Raw genomic sequence first — 14,435 nt, 5'->3', positions numbered from 1 at the left:
AGCTCGGCGGCCGGCGGTCAGCCGATCACGTGCCAGTTCGCACGACTGGCATAGGCCTGGTCGCGCAGCCGGCTCGCCTCACGATATAGCTCCGCCCGCTCACTGTCGCTGAGCGCGGACAGCGGATGCCGAGTTCGTGCGATCGCTTTCTGGTCGGCGCGATTGCGTGCCCAACTGGCCAGCGCCATCCCGATAACCAGCACCAGACGGTGCAGGCCCTCAGGCCTGGCCCGCCTCGTCGCAGCGCGCGAATCGGGGCACGCCAGTGTTGTTGCATCCAGTGTTGTTGAAGACATTGATTTCACCTCTCCCAAGCTGTCAATCTACGGGCAACCACTGACATTCCTGCGGCTGCCGAAGTGGCAGGATTCGTCCGGAAATTCACTGTTTTTCGTCGCTCCCCGGAGTCATTTCACCGTCCATGATCGGGAACGCGTTGAACTGGATCTGAACCGGCCGGGAACCGGGAACCATCTGGCCGCGGAACTTGTCGAGAAACTCGTCGACCATGGCCATATAGCGGTCCCGGAAGTCGGCCAACTGCTCGACAGTCAGCCTCAGGTTGCTGGAGGTCACCATGCTGGCCTCCACCCATTCAGCCGGGAGCTCGTCGTAGCCGCGCTCCTCGAACGCCCTCAGCAACCGCTCCCGTGCGGCACCCCACTCGCGGATGACCATTCGCGACGCTTCGCGCCCGATCGGGCTGTCGGCGAAGTCTCCCGGCTCGACCGTGATGCCGCCTGGAGCCCGCTCCCACCAGCGCTCGCGCCCGGTCCCCTTGCCGACAACCTCGCGCACGAAAGCATGCTTCTCCAGTTGCCTGAGGTGGTAACTCGTGGCGCCGCTCGACTCCCCCAGCCGTTCCGCCAGGCCGCTTGCCGTGGCGGGACCATACATCGAGAGGGCCTCGAAGAGCTGCACCCTGAGTGGATGTGCCAGCGCCTTCAGCGAGGCAAGGTCGACGACGCGATCACGCGGTGCTTCGGGCTTTCTGTCCATGCCCCAAGCCTAGACATGCAAAGCTTTCTTTGCAACTCCTTCTTTGCAACTTTGTCTTTGCATCTGTTTCTTTGCAACGATCCATTGGCACAGCCAGGGCTCCGGCTCCCGCTGGGCAGCGAGCCTCCGCAATAAGCTCAGATGCATGACCAACCCGTTCTTCGCCCCGAGTCCGCTCTCCTACGGGCTCCCCCCGTTCGCCGAGATAACAGATGACCACTATCGCGCCGCGTTCGAGAGGGGCATGACCGACCAGCTCGCCGAGATCGAGGCGATCACCACCAGCCGGGACGAACCGTCGTTCGCCAACACCCTGATCCCCCTGGAAGCGAGTGGCCAGCTGCTCGATCGGGTGTCCGCCGTCTTCTACAACAAGGCATCCGCCGATTCGAACGACTTCACCAACGAACTGGAGGAGGAGATCGCACCGCTGCTGGCCGCCCACCACGATGCCATCGTGCTGAACCCTGAGCTATTCGGGCGTATCGCCCACCTTCACGAGCGTCGCCTGCAGCTGGGACTGGATGCCGAGAGCCGCTACCTGCTGGAACGCTACTCCACCGAGTTCGCGCTCGCCGGCGCCGGCCTCGGCGACGACGAGAAGGAACGCCTCAAGGTGTACAACCGCGAGCTCTCCACTCTCACCACCCGCTTCGAGAAGAACCTGCTGGCGGACACCAACGAGCTCGCGGTGGTCTTCGACGACGCCGCCGAACTCGATGGGCTGGACGCAGGCGAGCTGTCGTCCGCGGCCGAGGCCGCCGCGGAGCGCGGGCTCGACGACAAGTTCCTGGTGACGCTCGTGCTGCCTACCGGCCATCCGTACCTGTCCCAGCTCACCGATCGCCGTGTTCGGGAACGCCTGATGACTGCGTCGCGCTCCCGCGGAACCCGCGGCGGTGACCATGACAACCGGGAGCTGGTTCTCCAGATCGCCAGGCTGCGCGCAGAGCGGGCATCCCTGCTCGGTTTCACCAGTCACGCAGCATGGGTAACGGCGGATGAGACGGCCGGCACCCCGGAGGCCGTCACCCGGATGCTGGGCAGGCTCGCCCCCGCGGCGGCACGGAACGCCCTGGCCGAACAGGCCGACCTCGAAGCGCTGGCCGGGCATCCGATTTCAGCCTGGGACTGGGCGTTCTACAGCGAGAAGGTGCGCCAGGCGAAGTTCGATGTCGACACCGCGTCGATGCGTCCGTATTTCGAGTCCGAGCGCGTGCTCCGCGAGGGGGTCTTCTTCGCGGCGACGAAGCTGTACGGCGTCACCTTCAGCGAACGCGACGACCTGGTCGCCTACCACCCCGACGCCCGTGTCTTCGAGGTGCGCAATGAGGACGGTTCCGGGTTGGGGCTCTACCTTCTCGACCTCTACACACGCGACTCGAAGCGGGGTGGCGCCTGGATGAACCCGCTCATTTCGCAGAACCGGCTGCTTGGACACCCGACCGTCGTGGTCAACAACCTCAACGTGCCGAAACCGGCCGCGGGCGAGCCGACGCTGCTCAGCTACGACGAGGTGAACACGCTCTTCCACGAGTTCGGCCACGCCCTGCACGGGTTGTTCGCCCAGGTCACCTACCCGAAGTTCGCCGGCACGAACGTTTTCCGCGACTTCGTGGAGTTTCCCAGTCAGGTCAACGAGATGTGGATGCTGTGGCCCGAGGTCCTGGCCAACTACGCGATGCACCACGAGACTGGCGAGCCGATGCCACAGGAACTGGTCGACAAGCTGCACGCGTCCGAACAGTTCAACGAGGGGTTCGCCACCAGCGAGTATCTGGGCGCTGCTTTGCTCGACCAGGCCTGGCACCTGATCGCAGCGGATGCGGACATCACCGACGTTGCTGCGTTCGAGGAGGCCGCGCTCGCCTCCGTGGGCCTCGGCAACCCGGCGGTTCCGCCGCGGTATTCGAGCACTTACTTCGCCCACACCTTCTCGGGCGGCTACGACGCCGGCTACTACTCGTACATCTGGAGCGAGGTGCTGGATGCCGACACCGTCGAGTGGTTCAAGGAGAACGGCGGGCTCACCCGGGAGAACGGCGACCGATTCCGCTCACGGCTGCTCGGCGTCGGCGGTTCGAAGGACCCGCTGGAGGCGTTCCGCGACTTCCGTGGGCGCGACGCCGTCATTGATCCGCTGCTGAAGAGGCGCGGGCTCGGGTAGCGCGTCGGCTCAGGAGCGTTCGACGCTCAGCGCCGTCGGCCCCAGCTCAGCCAGAGCATGAGCACGCCCCCGGCAAGCAGCCCCCAGAGCGCCGAACCGATCCCGAGAATCGTGATGCCGGATGCTGTCACCAGGAAAGTGGCAATCGCCGGCACCCGGTGCATCGGCGCCTCCAGCGCGCTCGTGATCGACGTGATGAGCGCGCCCAGTACCGCGAGCCCCGCGACGGCGATGATCAGGATGGTCGGGGCCGCCGCGACGAGGGCCGTCGCCACCCCGGCACCGAGCCCCAGCAGCAGGTACACAACCCCGGCCGAGAAGGTGGCAATCCATCGTTTCGTCTTGTCCGGATGCGCCTCCGGGCTGGCCATGATCGCTGCGGTGATTGCCGCGAGGTTGATGGCGTGGCCGCCGAAGAACGCGCCGGCCGCTGTTCCCACCCCGGTGCTGATCAGTGCCGGGCGCGCGGGCGTCTCGTAGCCGAAGGTCTTCATCACCACGAACCCGGGAACGTTCTGGCCCGCCATGGTGACGATGAACAACGGCAAACCGAGGCTCACCATGATGACCGGATCGAACACCGGCGCCACGAACGTCAACTGCGGAGCGATCGTCGCGGACTGCAACCAATCGTCCCCGGCGTACAACGCGATCGCCACCGCTGCTGCGACCATGGCCGCCGGCACCGCCCAGCGCGGAGCGAGCCGGTAGAGGATCGCCCACACCAGGATGATCGGCCAGGCCAGCGCGGGCACCTCGATCATCGCCGTCACCGGCGCAAGACAGATCGGAAACAGGATGCCGGCCAGCATCGCGCTTGCCAGCGGGGTCGGAATGCGGGTGATCAGCCGTCCCAGCGCCGGCCACAGCCCGCAGAGGATGATCAGCGCGCCACACAGGATGAAAGCGCCCACCGCAGCCGCGAAATTCGCGTCATCAATGCCGGCCGCCACCAGGAGTGCGGCACCGGGCGTCGACCAGGCCGTGGAAATAGGCATCCGGTACACCCAGGCGAGCACCATCGACGTGATGGCTGTCGTCAGGCAGAGCACCAGAAGGCCCGACGAGGCCTGCCCGTTGGTGGCGCCGACTGCTTGCAAGCCCGCGATGACGAGTGCGAACGAGGTCGCAAAGCCGCTGATCGAGGCGACCAGGCCCGCTGAGACAGACTGGAAGATGGGGTATCGGGCCTTTCTCGACCCGAAGGTCACCGTCGCGAGCAGCTCCAGCCTAGGGGCAGCCACGCCGCCTGCCCGCTCAGACGCTCTGTGCCCGGCTCAGGAAACGGCGGACTCGAGCAGCCGGAACCGATCATCGACCGGATCCAGTTCTGCAAGCACATTGTGCGGCAGGATCCACTGCGGGTCGATGTGCCCGAAGTCGGCTCCAGCGAGCACGGGGATATCTGTGACGCCCCACTCGCCGAGCCGCTCCACGATGATCCGGTCCAGCTCCCGGGTCTGGTCGGCGGTGTAGCCACGAGGACGCCCGAACACCAGACCGCTGATGCGGTTCAGGATGCCCTGGGCTCCGTAATTCCTCAGCCAGAAGCCGACCTGCGCCGGCGTCGGAACGTCCTCCGACGTTTCCAGGAAGAGAATCCGGTCGTCGAAGAACGGGGCAGCCGGCCACCATGGGGTCCCGATCATCATGTCGAGCACCTCAATGCAGCCGCCGGCCAGCCTGCCTCGCGCCGGCGCGGACCCCTGCAGCCAGCGCCAGCCGGCATCCGGCATCCGCTCCCCCGCCTGGTCGCCCGGCTGGTCTGCCCAATCCGGTGCGTCGCCGAGGCGGTAACCGTACGGCCGGTAGTCGTAACTGCCCGCCGGCTCGAACAGGATCGCCCGGATATGTTCCTCCACCCCCGGCTGGCTTCCCAGCTGTGCGAGGCCGGCCATGACCGCCGGGCCGTTGAACGTGGTGAGGCCGGCGGAGGCGAGAGTCAGGAGCTGCGTCGTCGTATCCGAGTACCCCAGGAGCACCTTGGGGTGCGCGATGGCAGCGTCGAGGTCGAGGTGCGGCAGGATGCGAACGGAGTCGTCCCCACCGACCACCGTGAAGATCGCGGCGATCTCCGGGTCGGCGAAGGCGCGATTGAGGTCGGCTGCCCTCGCCTCGGGCCTGCTCCAGGCTTCCTTCGGGGTGAACCTGGTCGACGGGTACTCGACCACGTCAAGGCCGAACACGTCACGAAGCGTTCGCAGGCCATGCTGGTAGACCTTGGGGAACACCGACGACCCGGGCCAACTGGTAGCAACCACGGCGACACGGTCGCCGCGGTGTAGACGGGCTGGGCGCAGACGGGGAGGCCGCAGGGTCAGGCTGACTTCTCCCGGCGCTCCGGCTTGCGCGGCACGATGGTGGGTGCCGCGTTGTTGAGCACCGCTTCCCTGGTGACGACGACGCGCCCGATTCCGTCATCCGACGGCACATCGAACATGATCGAGCCGAGCACTTCCTCCATGATCGACCGCAGCCCGCGGGCACCGGTCTGGCGCAGCACGGCAAGGTCGGCGATGGCCTCGAGTGCGTCAGGCTCGAAGTCGAGTTCGACGTTGTCCAGTTCGAACATCCGCTGGTACTGGCGCATCAGGGCGTTCTTCGGCTTGGTCAGGATGTCCATCAGGGCGACCTGGTCAAGCGGCGTGACTGTGGCCACGACCGGCAGGCGCCCGATGAACTCCGGGATCAGGCCGAACTTGTGCAGGTCTTCCGGCAGCACCTCGCTGAACAGGTTCACGTCGTCGCCCTTGCTGTGCAGCGGAGCTCCGAAGCCGATGCCCTTCTTACCCGCACGCTGGGAGATGATCTCCTCCAGCCCGGCGAAGGCACCCGCGACGATGAACAACACATTGGTGGTGTCGACCTGGATGAACTCCTGGTGCGGATGCTTGCGCCCTCCCTGAGGGGGAACGGATGCGACGGTTCCCTCCAGGATCTTGAGCAGTGCCTGCTGCACGCCTTCACCCGACACATCGCGGGTGATCGACGGGTTCTCGGCCTTGCGGGCGATCTTGTCGATCTCGTCGATGTAGATGATCCCGGTCTCGGCCCGCTTGACGTCGTAGTCGGCGGCCTGGATGAGCTTGAGCAGGATGTTCTCGACATCCTCACCGACGTAGCCCGCCTCGGTGAGTGCCGTGGCATCCGCTACCGCGAACGGAACGTTCAGGCGCTTGGCGAGGGTCTGGGCGAGGTAGGTCTTGCCGCAACCGGTCGGGCCGATCAGCAGGATGTTCGACTTGGCGATCTCGACATCGTCGATGACGGCGTCTGCCGAGGTGATGGTGTTGCGTGCGCGGATGCGCTTGTAGTGGTTGTAGACCGCGACGGAAAGGGCCTTCTTCGCCGGCTCCTGGCCGATGACGTACTCCTCGAGAAAGCTGAAGATCTCTTTCGGTTTCGGGAGCTCGAACGAGCCGGCCGTCTCTTCGCCGGCCTCAGCCAGGCGCTCTTCGATGATCTCGTTGCACAATTCGACGCACTCATCGCAGATGTACACGCCAGGCCCGGCGATCAACTGCTGCACCTGCTTCTGACTCTTGCCGCAGAAGGAACACTTGAGCAGGTCGGCGCTCTCGCCTATCCGAGCCATGTGAACCTCCTTGTGCGGTGAAACCTGGTGCAACGAAATGCTGGTATCGAGCCTAACCCGATACTCCGACACTGTTATGCACCGGAGGCGAATTGTGACCGGCGCGCCGAATGGCCGGCGAGGCGCCAATGCGCGACCAGTCCGATGGCCGGACCGCTCCGAATAGACTGGGATTACAGGTTCCGGTCTGGGGAGAGCATGACGAAACGTTGGGCACGCGTGATTCGCGGCCAGGCCGTCGCAGTTTTCGCCACCTTCGCTGCAGCCTTGTCCCACGGTGTTGCGGATGGCGGGCATCCGCCTATCGCCGCCATCGCATTGGCCCTGGCGTTCTCCAGCGTCGCCTGCGTTGTCCTGGCCGCCAGGCACTTCTCGCGGCGGCGCCTGGCAGCATCCGTCGCCATCAGCCAGCTGATCTACCACGGACTGTTCAGCTTGTTCGGTACGGCAGGGTCTACACCGGGCGCTGTCGTCGTGGGTCACCACGGTTCACTGTCTTTCGCTCCAACCGCTTCAGGGCAATCCCCCGCAGCGCTATCACACGCGGTGTCATCAGACCTGTGGATGCTGGCGGCCCACCTCGGCGCAGCGGTACTCACGTTCGCGCTGGCGGTGCGCGGTGAGCGCTCCCTGATGGCCGTGCGTCGCGTCGCGGAACTGGTCGTTGCTGCGGTGTTCGTTGGGACTCTGCGCTGGCCGCTGCCTCACATTCCCGACCGAGTGCCGGCCAGCAGACGCTTTCCGACCGGCCAGCGGGCCGAGATTCCCCACCGACAACTGATCCTGACCTCGTCGCTGACCCACCGCGGTCCACCCGCAGGCCTGCGGTTTGCGTAACGCTCGCGCGCGAACCAGACGAGTTCACCTTCTCGGCCATCAGGCCACTAGTTAAGGATCATGTGTGAAGAAATCAACCCCGGTCAAGGTCGCGACCGCACTCGGTGCGGCGGCCCTGCTGGCCGTAGCAACCCCGTTGGCCGCCAACGCCCACGTCACCGTGGACCCGACCAGCACCGCAGCACCGTCGTACTCGGTGCTCACCTTTTCGGTCGGACACGGATGCGAAGGGTCACCAACCACCGCCCTCACCTTCTCGGTCCCGGAGAGCATCCAGTCGGTCACCCCGACCGTGAACCCCGGCTGGACCATCGCCCAGCAGGGCAATCAGGTCGTCTACTCGGCTGATCAACCGCTGATCGACGGGCAACGCACCACGTTCGCACTGTCGGTGAAGCTCCCCGACCTGCCGGCCGGCGAGAAGCTCGTCTTCCCTGTGCTGCAGGAGTGCGAGGTCGGATCGACCGATTGGTCCGAGGCGCAGGCCGACGGGGAGACTGAGCCGGAGCATCCGGCGCCGTCCCTCGTGCTGAGCGAGGCGACCGCCGACGGCCACGGGCACGCGGATGCGGCAGCTGCCGGTTCCGATCAGCCGCTTGCCGCCGGGCACTCCGACAGCGAAGCTCTGAGCGCGAGCGTTGAAGACCCGCTCGCCAGGACGCTCGGCATCGCCGGACTGGCGCTCGGAGCGGTCGGCCTGATCATGGGTATTGCATCACGTCGGAAGGAGGTCGGCAAGTGACCACGGTTGCACGGCGCACAGCGTCGCTGGGAGTTGTTGGCCTGCTCGCGCTCGGGATGTCGATCGGCGTCGCGACACCGGCCAGCGCCCACAACTATCTGGTTTCCTCGACACCTGCTGAGGGTGATGTTCTGACCGCACTTCCAGACGAGTTCGTCATCACGACCAACGACGACCTGCTCAACCTGGGTGCCGACGCCGGCGGCTTCGCGCTTCAGGTGCAGGATGCCGACGGGTTGTTCTACGGTGACGGCTGCGTGGCGGTCGATGGACCGTCGATGACCGCGGTCGCCGCGCTGGGCGCACCCGGCTCCTACCTGCTCACCTGGCAGGTTGTCTCCATCGACGGTCACACCGTGTCTGGTGAGATTCCGTTCGCCTGGACCCCGGATGATGTCACCGAGTCGAGCGAAGGATCGGCAACACCGCCGGTGTGCGGTGAGGCGGCCCAGCAGGAGCCGACGCCCGAACCGGACGTCACAGAAGAACCGATCGCGCCGGCACCGGAAGAAGCGGAGGCGCCGGCGCCGAGTGACCTGCTGTGGATCGGGGGTGCCATCGCCGCCGTCGTGATCGCGGCAGCGACCACCATGCTGGTGCTGAGCCGCAGGAAGAAGTAGACAGCGAAAAGCTGGTCGAGCTCGTCGAGACCCGTCCCGAGTAGCTCGGGTGCGGAGGTCTCGACGAGCTCGACCAGCTAAGCGAGCTCGACCAGCTTGAGAACGCTAGCCTGCGATCGCGGGAAGCCCCTTGCGCGAGGTGAGCACCTGGTCGACAAGCCCGTACTCCTGGGCCTCGGCGCCGCTCAGGATGTTGTCGCGGTCGATGTCCTTGTTGACCTGCTCCTTGGTGCGGTTGGAGTGCTTGGCGATGGTCTCTTCCAGCCACTCGCGCATGCGCAGGATCTCGCGCGCCTGGATCTCGATGTCCGACGCCTGGCCGCGGCCTGAGTCACCGGCCGACGGCTGGTGGATGAGGATGCGCGCGTTCGGCAGCGCCAGGCGCTTGCCGGGCGTGCCGGCCGCGAGGATCACTGCCGCAGCGGATGCCGCCTGCCCGAGAACCACGGTCTGGATCTGCGGGCGCACGTACTGCATCGTGTCGTAGATCGCCGTCATCGCGGTGAACGAACCACCCGGTGAGTTGATGTACATGACGATGTCGCGGTCCGGGTCCTGGCTCTCGAGCACCAGCAGCTGGGCCATGATGTCGTCTGCTGACGCGTCGTCGATCTGCACGCCGAGGAAGATGATGCGGTCCTCGAAGAGCTTCGCGTACGGGTCCTGGCGCTTGTAGCCGTAGGCCGTGCGCTCCTCGAAGGTCGGCAGGATGTAGCGGGACTCTGCAGGGCGCGCGACTCCGCCGGCCTGGTGTAGCGAAGCCTGCCCTGAGCGTGTCGAAGGGTTAGTGAATTCCATGTGGTTTATCTACCGATCCCTAGTTCTTGTCCTGGTCGTCGTCGGACGCGGCGGCCTCAGGAGCGGCAGCCTTGGAGGTTGTGACATCAGTTCCGCCGCCACCGGCCACGTCGGATGCGAACTCGCGAAGGTGGTCGACGAATCCGTACTCGAGCGCCTCCTGCGCGGTGAACCAGTTGTCGCGGTCGCCGTCGATCAGGATCTGCTCGACCGACTTGCCGGTCTGCTCGGCAGTCAGCTCAGCCATCCGCTTCTTCATGTCGAGGATGACCTTGGCCTGCGTCTGGATGTCGGCGGAGGTTCCACCGAATCCGCCGGACGGCTGGTGAAGCAGGACGCGTGCGTTCGGGGTGATGTACCGCTTACCCTTGTTGCCGGAGGACAACAGGAACTGTCCCATCGAGGCGGCGAGGCCGATGCCGACGGTCACGATGTCGTTCGGAACGAACTTCATCGTGTCGTAGATCGCCATGCCGGCCGTGATGGATCCGCCGGGTGAGTTGATGTACAGGTAGATGTCGCGCTTTGGGTCTTCTGCGGCGAGAAGAAGTATCTTCGCGCAGATCTCGTTGGCGTTGTCATCGCGCACCTCTGACCCGAGCCAGATGATGCGATCCTTGAGGAGTTGGTCGAAAACACTGCTGACCAATGCCGGTTGGGCCATTGCCTACGCTCCATTTCAGTTATCGCGTATGTCGAATCTATCCGAGCGGGCGGGCCCATTCGGCCGCGTTCGCTGTAGGCAAAGAATGCGGGTGCTGCTCAGAGGTTCAGTGCCTCGGCCAGGATGCGCTGCGTGCGCTCGATGTGCTCCCGAACCATTGCCTGGCTGCCCTCGGAGTCGCCGGCCTCGAGCCTGGCGATGATCTCCCGGTGCTGGTCGTTGGCGATCTTGTTGTCTTCGGCGCTGACCAGGTTCTGGATGGTGAAGTTCCAGTAGCTGATGCGGGTGCGCTGGGAGAACTGGTCGAGCAGGAAGTTGCGGCCTGCCGCGGTCACGATCGTATGGAAGCGCTTGTTGAGTTCGTTGAGTTGGGTGCGCGTCGTGCCGGAGTGGTCGATCTGCTCAACGATCTGCTTGAGTTCGGCGATCTCGTCGGCCGTGATGTTCTTGGCGGCCAACGCCGCTGCAGCACCCTCGATCGCGGCGCGCGCCTCAAGGATGCGCAGGAACTCCTCCGGCGCGTGCTCACGCACGATCCAGCCGCGCGAGCGCTGCACCAGGCCTTCCTGGGTCAGCCTCAGCAGGGCCTCCCTCACCGGGGTGCGGCTGACCCGCAGCCAACTGCCAAGTTCTTCCTCGACGAGGCGCATGTTCGGCCGCAGTTCACCACTCAGGATGGCGTCACGAAGTCTTTCGTGCACCGTGTCTGCGGCCACTGACACCGTCAGCGGCTCAGGCGAGAACTTGAGCGGGTTCGTCACTGCCGGGCCTTTCTGGCCGGATGAAGTCGCGGATGGGTGCTGGTGTGCACCGCGGACGCTATTTGTGGTCGTGTCCGTAGTGCTCGTGGCCTGGGGCGCGGCCGTGACGGTCCTTGCCGCCGTCGGCCGGGGCCTCAGGGGCGATGGCTTCGACGAAATCGTCGCCACCATCATCCGTTGCCGTGAAATCGGTCAGGTCTACTGCCTTGCCCTTGCCGTCGACAACCTTCGCCTTGCCGAGAACGACCGCGAGCGCCTTGTTGCGGGCGACTTCGGCGATCATGCCGGGGATCTGGCCGTTGCCGTCGAGCACCTGGATGAACTCGCCCGGCTCCATGTTGTACTGGGCGGCACCCTGGATCAGGTACTGGGTGAGCTCGTTCTGGCTGACCTTCACGCCTTCCGCCTCCACGATGGAGTCGAGCAGGATCTGCGTGCGGAACGTCTTCTCGCTGGACTCGGTGACCTCGGCGCGGTGGGCGTCGTCCTCGAGGCGCTTCTCGTTCTCCAGGTGGCGGTGCACCTCGTCTTCGACCAGCTTTGGCGGCACCGGGATGTCGACAGTCTCGAGCAGCTTGTCGACGACCTGGTCGCGAGCCTGTGCGCCCTGGCCGAAGACCTTGGATTTCTCGACCTGCTGCTTGAGGTCGGCCTTCAACTCGTCGATCGTGTCGAACTGGCTGGCGATCTGGGCGAAGTCGTCGTCTGCTTCGGGAAGCTCGCGCTCCTTGACGGCGATCAGCGTGACGGTGATCTGGGCGGCCTCGCCCTCGTTCTCGCCGCCGAGCAACTGAGCCTCGAAAGTGGTGGTCTCGCCGGCGCTCAGAGAGTCCAGCGCCTCGTCGATGCCATCGATCAGCTCGCCGGAGCCGACCTCGTAGGAGATGCCCTTCGCAGTGTCGACCTCTTCGCCGCCGATGGTGGCGATCAGGTCGATCTGGGCGAAGTCGCCGGTCGTGGCCGGGCGGTCGACCGTGACCAGGGTGCCGAAACGCTCGCGCAGGCTGTTCAGCTCGGTCTCGACGTCTTCATCCGTCACCTCGACGGTGTCGACGGTCAGCTTCAGGCCATCGAGCTTGGGGAGGGTGAACTCGGGGCGAACGTCGACCTCCACGCTGACCTCGAGGTCGCCAGAGAAGTCCTTCAGCTCGGGAAGCGTGGTGACGTCAGCCTCTGGGCGACCCAGCGGGCGGATGCTGTTCTCTTCGACCGCCTGGCGGTACACCTTGTCGAGGGCGTCGTTGACAGCCTGATTGAGCACCTCGCCGCGGCCGACGCGCTGGTCGATGATGGGTGCAGGAACCTTGCCCTTGCGGAAGCCCGGAATGTTGATCTGCCCGGCGATCTGCGTGTACGCCTTGTCGATGCTCGGCTTGAGCTCTTCCGGCGTCACCGCGATGACAAGCTTGACGCGGGTGGGGCTCAGTTTTTCAACCGTGGTCTTCACGAGGTGGGACTCTCCTGTTTGATCGTTCGCGATTGCGACGCGTGGTGTTCCAATGGTTCACAATTCTGGGTTTTGTCGGGGCGACAGGATTCGAACCTGCGGCCTCTCGGTCCCAAACCGAGCGCTCTACCAAGCTGAGCTACGCCCCGGGTTCGCTGCGAAAATCTCACTGCGGATGTGGCCCCACCGACGTACAAGCTCGTCGCGGCGAAAATGGCCTTGGTAAGTCTAGCTGAGTTGTTCGGCTCGGCTGTCCCCGAGGCCCGCGCGACCTGTATTAGGATTGCAGCGCACTTCTGGCCAACAAGCCGGAAATTGCGGGGATGTAGCTTAATGGTAAAGCCTCAGTCTTCCAAACTGATTACGCGGGTTCGATTCCCGTCATCCCCTCCAGGCCTTCCGCAACGCTCGCGTAGCGCGGCCCCCATCCGAGTTCCTGCCTCGCGAGCTGGTTCGACACCTGCATGTTGACCCGCGTCATCATCATGCCCGCGTACGGGGCCACAGCTCGCAAGAGGCCATCCGGGAGCGCAATCGGCTTTTTCGTTCGGTACACCCGCGCGACGGTCTCGACGAACTCCCGCCAGGACACCGGCGTGTCGTCGACGATGTTGTACGCCCTCCCGGCGGTGCCGCGCTCGAGGGCGGCGACGGTGGCCGCAGCAGCGTCCTCATGGTGGATGAACCCGAGCGTCCCCCGCCACTTGGTGGGCACCGGGAGCGACCAGCGGTTCAGCATGCCGACCATGGTGGCGGCATCCGCACCGTAGAACAGGCCGTACCGCAGCGCGATGCCGTCGATGCCCGGGGCGTGGAAGGCCTGTTGCTCGGCCGACACCATGGCCTGGATCGGCTCGTCGGTCGCATCGCCGGCGGGCTCGCCGAATGGGGCACCTTCGTCGACACTCCCGACATCCTGGTATCCGTAACCGAAGATGATCGACTGGGTCACGAACCGCGTGGCGCCGACCGAGCGAGCCGCCTCCAGCAGGTTCGTGCTGCCCTCGATGCGCAGGCGATTGGTCTCGGCCATATCGGAGAACCTGGCCGGGGCCTTCTTCAACGCGGTCAACTCGTGCAGCACTGCATCGGCACGGACGCCATCGACCGCACGCAGAAGGGCATCCCGGTCCATCACATCGGCGATGACCGCCCGGCCACCGCGTTCATGCACGACCGCCGCGCTCTTCTCGGAGCGGGCGATGCCGATAACCTCGTGCCCGGCATTCCGCAACGCGTGCAGCAGCGGGCCCCCGAGGGTGCCGGTAGCTCCGGCTACAAGTACCTGCATTTCTTCATCTCCTCCAATGGAGCGAGGTCGGATCACGCGCCCGTTGCCGTTGAGGCCCTCTGGCTAACTGAAAGCGTAACCGGGCCGTAGGTCCAGAACAAAAGTGCGACAGACAGCACGGTCCATCCCCCAGCACTTTTCAGGCTAACCCCCCTCCTTCCCTTATAGGACGGGGATCGAAGAGTTGAGTTATTCACGAAAATGTACCCCGACGCCTATTGCAATGTCCCCCGGAGAGGGGGCTAACATCAGAGCTACCCCATCCGATATGCCCGGCACCCGACGGGCACGTCCCCTTCAGGAGTCATCCCCGTGTCTCTCGCAACCGAAACCCAAGCACCCGCCGGCTGGTACCACGACCCGCTCGGTCTCCCCCAGGTCCGCTGGTGGAACGGCATGATGTGGACCAACGACGTTCAGGCGCCCCGCCCCGAGATCCAGGTCTCGTCGGCGTACCGCACGGAGTTGGTAACCGCCCCGTAACTATTCAGCGCCGGCAACGGCGCGAACACAG

At 65.2% G+C, this 14,435-nt stretch carries 15 protein-coding genes and 2 tRNA genes; 6 read left to right on the top strand and 11 right to left on the bottom strand.

Going from position 1 to position 14,435, the window contains the following annotated elements:
* Positions 1–17 precede the first annotated feature (17 nt).
* Together ACX3PH_RS07235 and ACX3PH_RS07230 are read right to left on the bottom strand one after the other, a co-directional pair.
* A complete protein-coding gene (locus tag ACX3PH_RS07235) occupies positions 18–296 on the bottom strand; it encodes a hypothetical protein (protein WP_459090894.1) in 279 nt (92 codons plus the stop codon).
* An 85-nt stretch (positions 297–381) separates the two neighbouring features.
* Positions 382–999, bottom strand: coding sequence for an ArsR/SmtB family transcription factor (locus tag ACX3PH_RS07230; RefSeq protein ID WP_459090892.1), 618 nt, complete (start codon positions 997–999; stop codon positions 382–384).
* 145 nt (positions 1,000–1,144) lie between these two features.
* Here ACX3PH_RS07230 and ACX3PH_RS07225 point away from each other — a divergent pair, with 145 nt between their 5' ends.
* On the top strand, positions 1,145–3,166 hold the full coding sequence (locus ACX3PH_RS07225; protein WP_459090890.1) for a M3 family metallopeptidase: 2,022 nt from the start codon (positions 1,145–1,147) through the stop codon (positions 3,164–3,166).
* Between the two features lie 26 nt (positions 3,167–3,192).
* On the opposite strand, the gene ACX3PH_RS07220 is transcribed toward ACX3PH_RS07225, so the two are convergent.
* From ACX3PH_RS07220 to clpX, 3 genes are read right to left on the bottom strand one after another with little or no spacing between them, the layout of a single operon-like run.
* A complete protein-coding gene (locus ACX3PH_RS07220; RefSeq protein ID WP_459090887.1) occupies positions 3,193–4,410 on the bottom strand; it encodes a benzoate/H(+) symporter BenE family transporter in 1,218 nt (405 codons plus the stop codon).
* A 33-nt stretch (positions 4,411–4,443) separates the two neighbouring features.
* Complete coding sequence (locus tag ACX3PH_RS07215) at positions 4,444–5,427, bottom strand: S66 family peptidase (RefSeq protein WP_459090885.1); 984 nt, start codon at positions 5,425–5,427, stop codon at positions 4,444–4,446.
* A 56-nt stretch (positions 5,428–5,483) separates the two neighbouring features.
* Positions 5,484–6,761: an ATP-dependent Clp protease ATP-binding subunit ClpX gene (clpX, locus tag ACX3PH_RS07210; RefSeq protein ID WP_459090883.1), complete on the bottom strand. Its 1,278-nt coding sequence runs from the start codon at positions 6,759–6,761 to the stop codon at positions 5,484–5,486.
* Positions 6,762–6,959: 198 nt separating this feature from the next.
* On the opposite strand from clpX, the gene ACX3PH_RS07205 reads away from it, so the two are divergent.
* From ACX3PH_RS07205 to ACX3PH_RS07195, 3 genes are all read left to right on the top strand, one after another.
* Positions 6,960–7,598: a hypothetical protein gene (locus tag ACX3PH_RS07205; protein WP_459090881.1), complete on the top strand. Its 639-nt coding sequence runs from the start codon at positions 6,960–6,962 to the stop codon at positions 7,596–7,598.
* A gap of 64 nt (positions 7,599–7,662) precedes the next feature.
* A complete protein-coding gene (locus ACX3PH_RS07200; protein WP_459090879.1) occupies positions 7,663–8,340 on the top strand; it encodes a YcnI family copper-binding membrane protein in 678 nt (225 codons plus the stop codon).
* Positions 8,337–8,960 (top strand): copper resistance CopC family protein, encoded by a 624-nt coding sequence (locus tag ACX3PH_RS07195; RefSeq protein WP_459090877.1) that lies wholly within the window; start codon positions 8,337–8,339, stop codon positions 8,958–8,960. Before ACX3PH_RS07200 ends, ACX3PH_RS07195 begins: the two co-directional genes overlap by 4 nt.
* A gap of 105 nt (positions 8,961–9,065) precedes the next feature.
* On the opposite strand, the gene ACX3PH_RS07190 is transcribed toward ACX3PH_RS07195, so the two are convergent.
* From ACX3PH_RS07190 to ACX3PH_RS07170, 5 genes are all read right to left on the bottom strand, one after another.
* Complete coding sequence (locus ACX3PH_RS07190) at positions 9,066–9,758, bottom strand: ATP-dependent Clp protease proteolytic subunit (RefSeq protein WP_459090875.1); 693 nt, start codon at positions 9,756–9,758, stop codon at positions 9,066–9,068.
* Between the two features lie 19 nt (positions 9,759–9,777).
* The gene (locus tag ACX3PH_RS07185; RefSeq protein WP_459090873.1) at positions 9,778–10,422 is read right to left on the bottom strand and encodes an ATP-dependent Clp protease proteolytic subunit; all 645 of its coding nucleotides are present in this window, start codon (positions 10,420–10,422) and stop codon (positions 9,778–9,780) included.
* Between the two features lie 98 nt (positions 10,423–10,520).
* Positions 10,521–11,183 (bottom strand): GntR family transcriptional regulator, encoded by a 663-nt coding sequence (locus tag ACX3PH_RS07180; protein ID WP_459090871.1) that lies wholly within the window; start codon positions 11,181–11,183, stop codon positions 10,521–10,523.
* Positions 11,184–11,241: 58 nt separating this feature from the next.
* Positions 11,242–12,630 (bottom strand): trigger factor, encoded by a 1,389-nt coding sequence (gene tig, locus ACX3PH_RS07175; protein WP_459090869.1) that lies wholly within the window; start codon positions 12,628–12,630, stop codon positions 11,242–11,244.
* A gap of 75 nt (positions 12,631–12,705) precedes the next feature.
* A tRNA-Pro gene (locus ACX3PH_RS07170) sits at positions 12,706–12,779 on the bottom strand.
* Between the two features lie 170 nt (positions 12,780–12,949).
* Here ACX3PH_RS07170 and ACX3PH_RS07165 point away from each other — a divergent pair.
* A tRNA-Gly gene (locus ACX3PH_RS07165) sits at positions 12,950–13,023 on the top strand.
* On the opposite strand, the gene ACX3PH_RS07160 is transcribed toward ACX3PH_RS07165, so the two are convergent.
* Positions 12,992–13,921, bottom strand: coding sequence for an NAD-dependent epimerase/dehydratase family protein (locus ACX3PH_RS07160; protein WP_459090867.1), 930 nt, complete (start codon positions 13,919–13,921; stop codon positions 12,992–12,994). The two genes, ACX3PH_RS07165 and ACX3PH_RS07160, sit on opposite strands and share 32 nt — an antisense overlap.
* A gap of 312 nt (positions 13,922–14,233) precedes the next feature.
* On the opposite strand from ACX3PH_RS07160, the gene ACX3PH_RS07155 reads away from it, so the two are divergent.
* Positions 14,234–14,404 (top strand): DUF2510 domain-containing protein, encoded by a 171-nt coding sequence (locus ACX3PH_RS07155; protein WP_459090865.1) that lies wholly within the window; start codon positions 14,234–14,236, stop codon positions 14,402–14,404.
* The last annotated feature ends 31 nt before the right edge of the window (positions 14,405–14,435 follow it).

The organism is Homoserinimonas sp. A520 (genome assembly GCF_054489245.1).
Note: the sequence above shows the minus strand (reverse complement) of the source record. Positions and strands in the feature narration are given on the sequence as shown.

Coding starts and splice junctions, on each gene's coding strand:
- ACX3PH_RS07235 (WP_459090894.1), bottom strand. CDS start 296: ATGTCTTCAACAACACTGGATGCAACAACACTGGCGTGCCCCGATTCG.
- ACX3PH_RS07230 (WP_459090892.1), bottom strand. CDS start 999: ATGGACAGAAAGCCCGAAGCACCGCGTGATCGCGTCGTCGACCTTGCC.
- ACX3PH_RS07225 (WP_459090890.1), top strand. CDS start 1,145: ATGACCAACCCGTTCTTCGCCCCGAGTCCGCTCTCCTACGGGCTCCCC.
- clpX (WP_459090883.1), bottom strand. CDS start 6,761: ATGGCTCGGATAGGCGAGAGCGCCGACCTGCTCAAGTGTTCCTTCTGC.
- ACX3PH_RS07205 (WP_459090881.1), top strand. CDS start 6,960: ATGACGAAACGTTGGGCACGCGTGATTCGCGGCCAGGCCGTCGCAGTT.
- ACX3PH_RS07190 (WP_459090875.1), bottom strand. CDS start 9,758: ATGGAATTCACTAACCCTTCGACACGCTCAGGGCAGGCTTCGCTACAC.
- ACX3PH_RS07185 (WP_459090873.1), bottom strand. CDS start 10,422: ATGGCCCAACCGGCATTGGTCAGCAGTGTTTTCGACCAACTCCTCAAG.
- ACX3PH_RS07160 (WP_459090867.1), bottom strand. CDS start 13,921: ATGCAGGTACTTGTAGCCGGAGCTACCGGCACCCTCGGGGGCCCGCTG.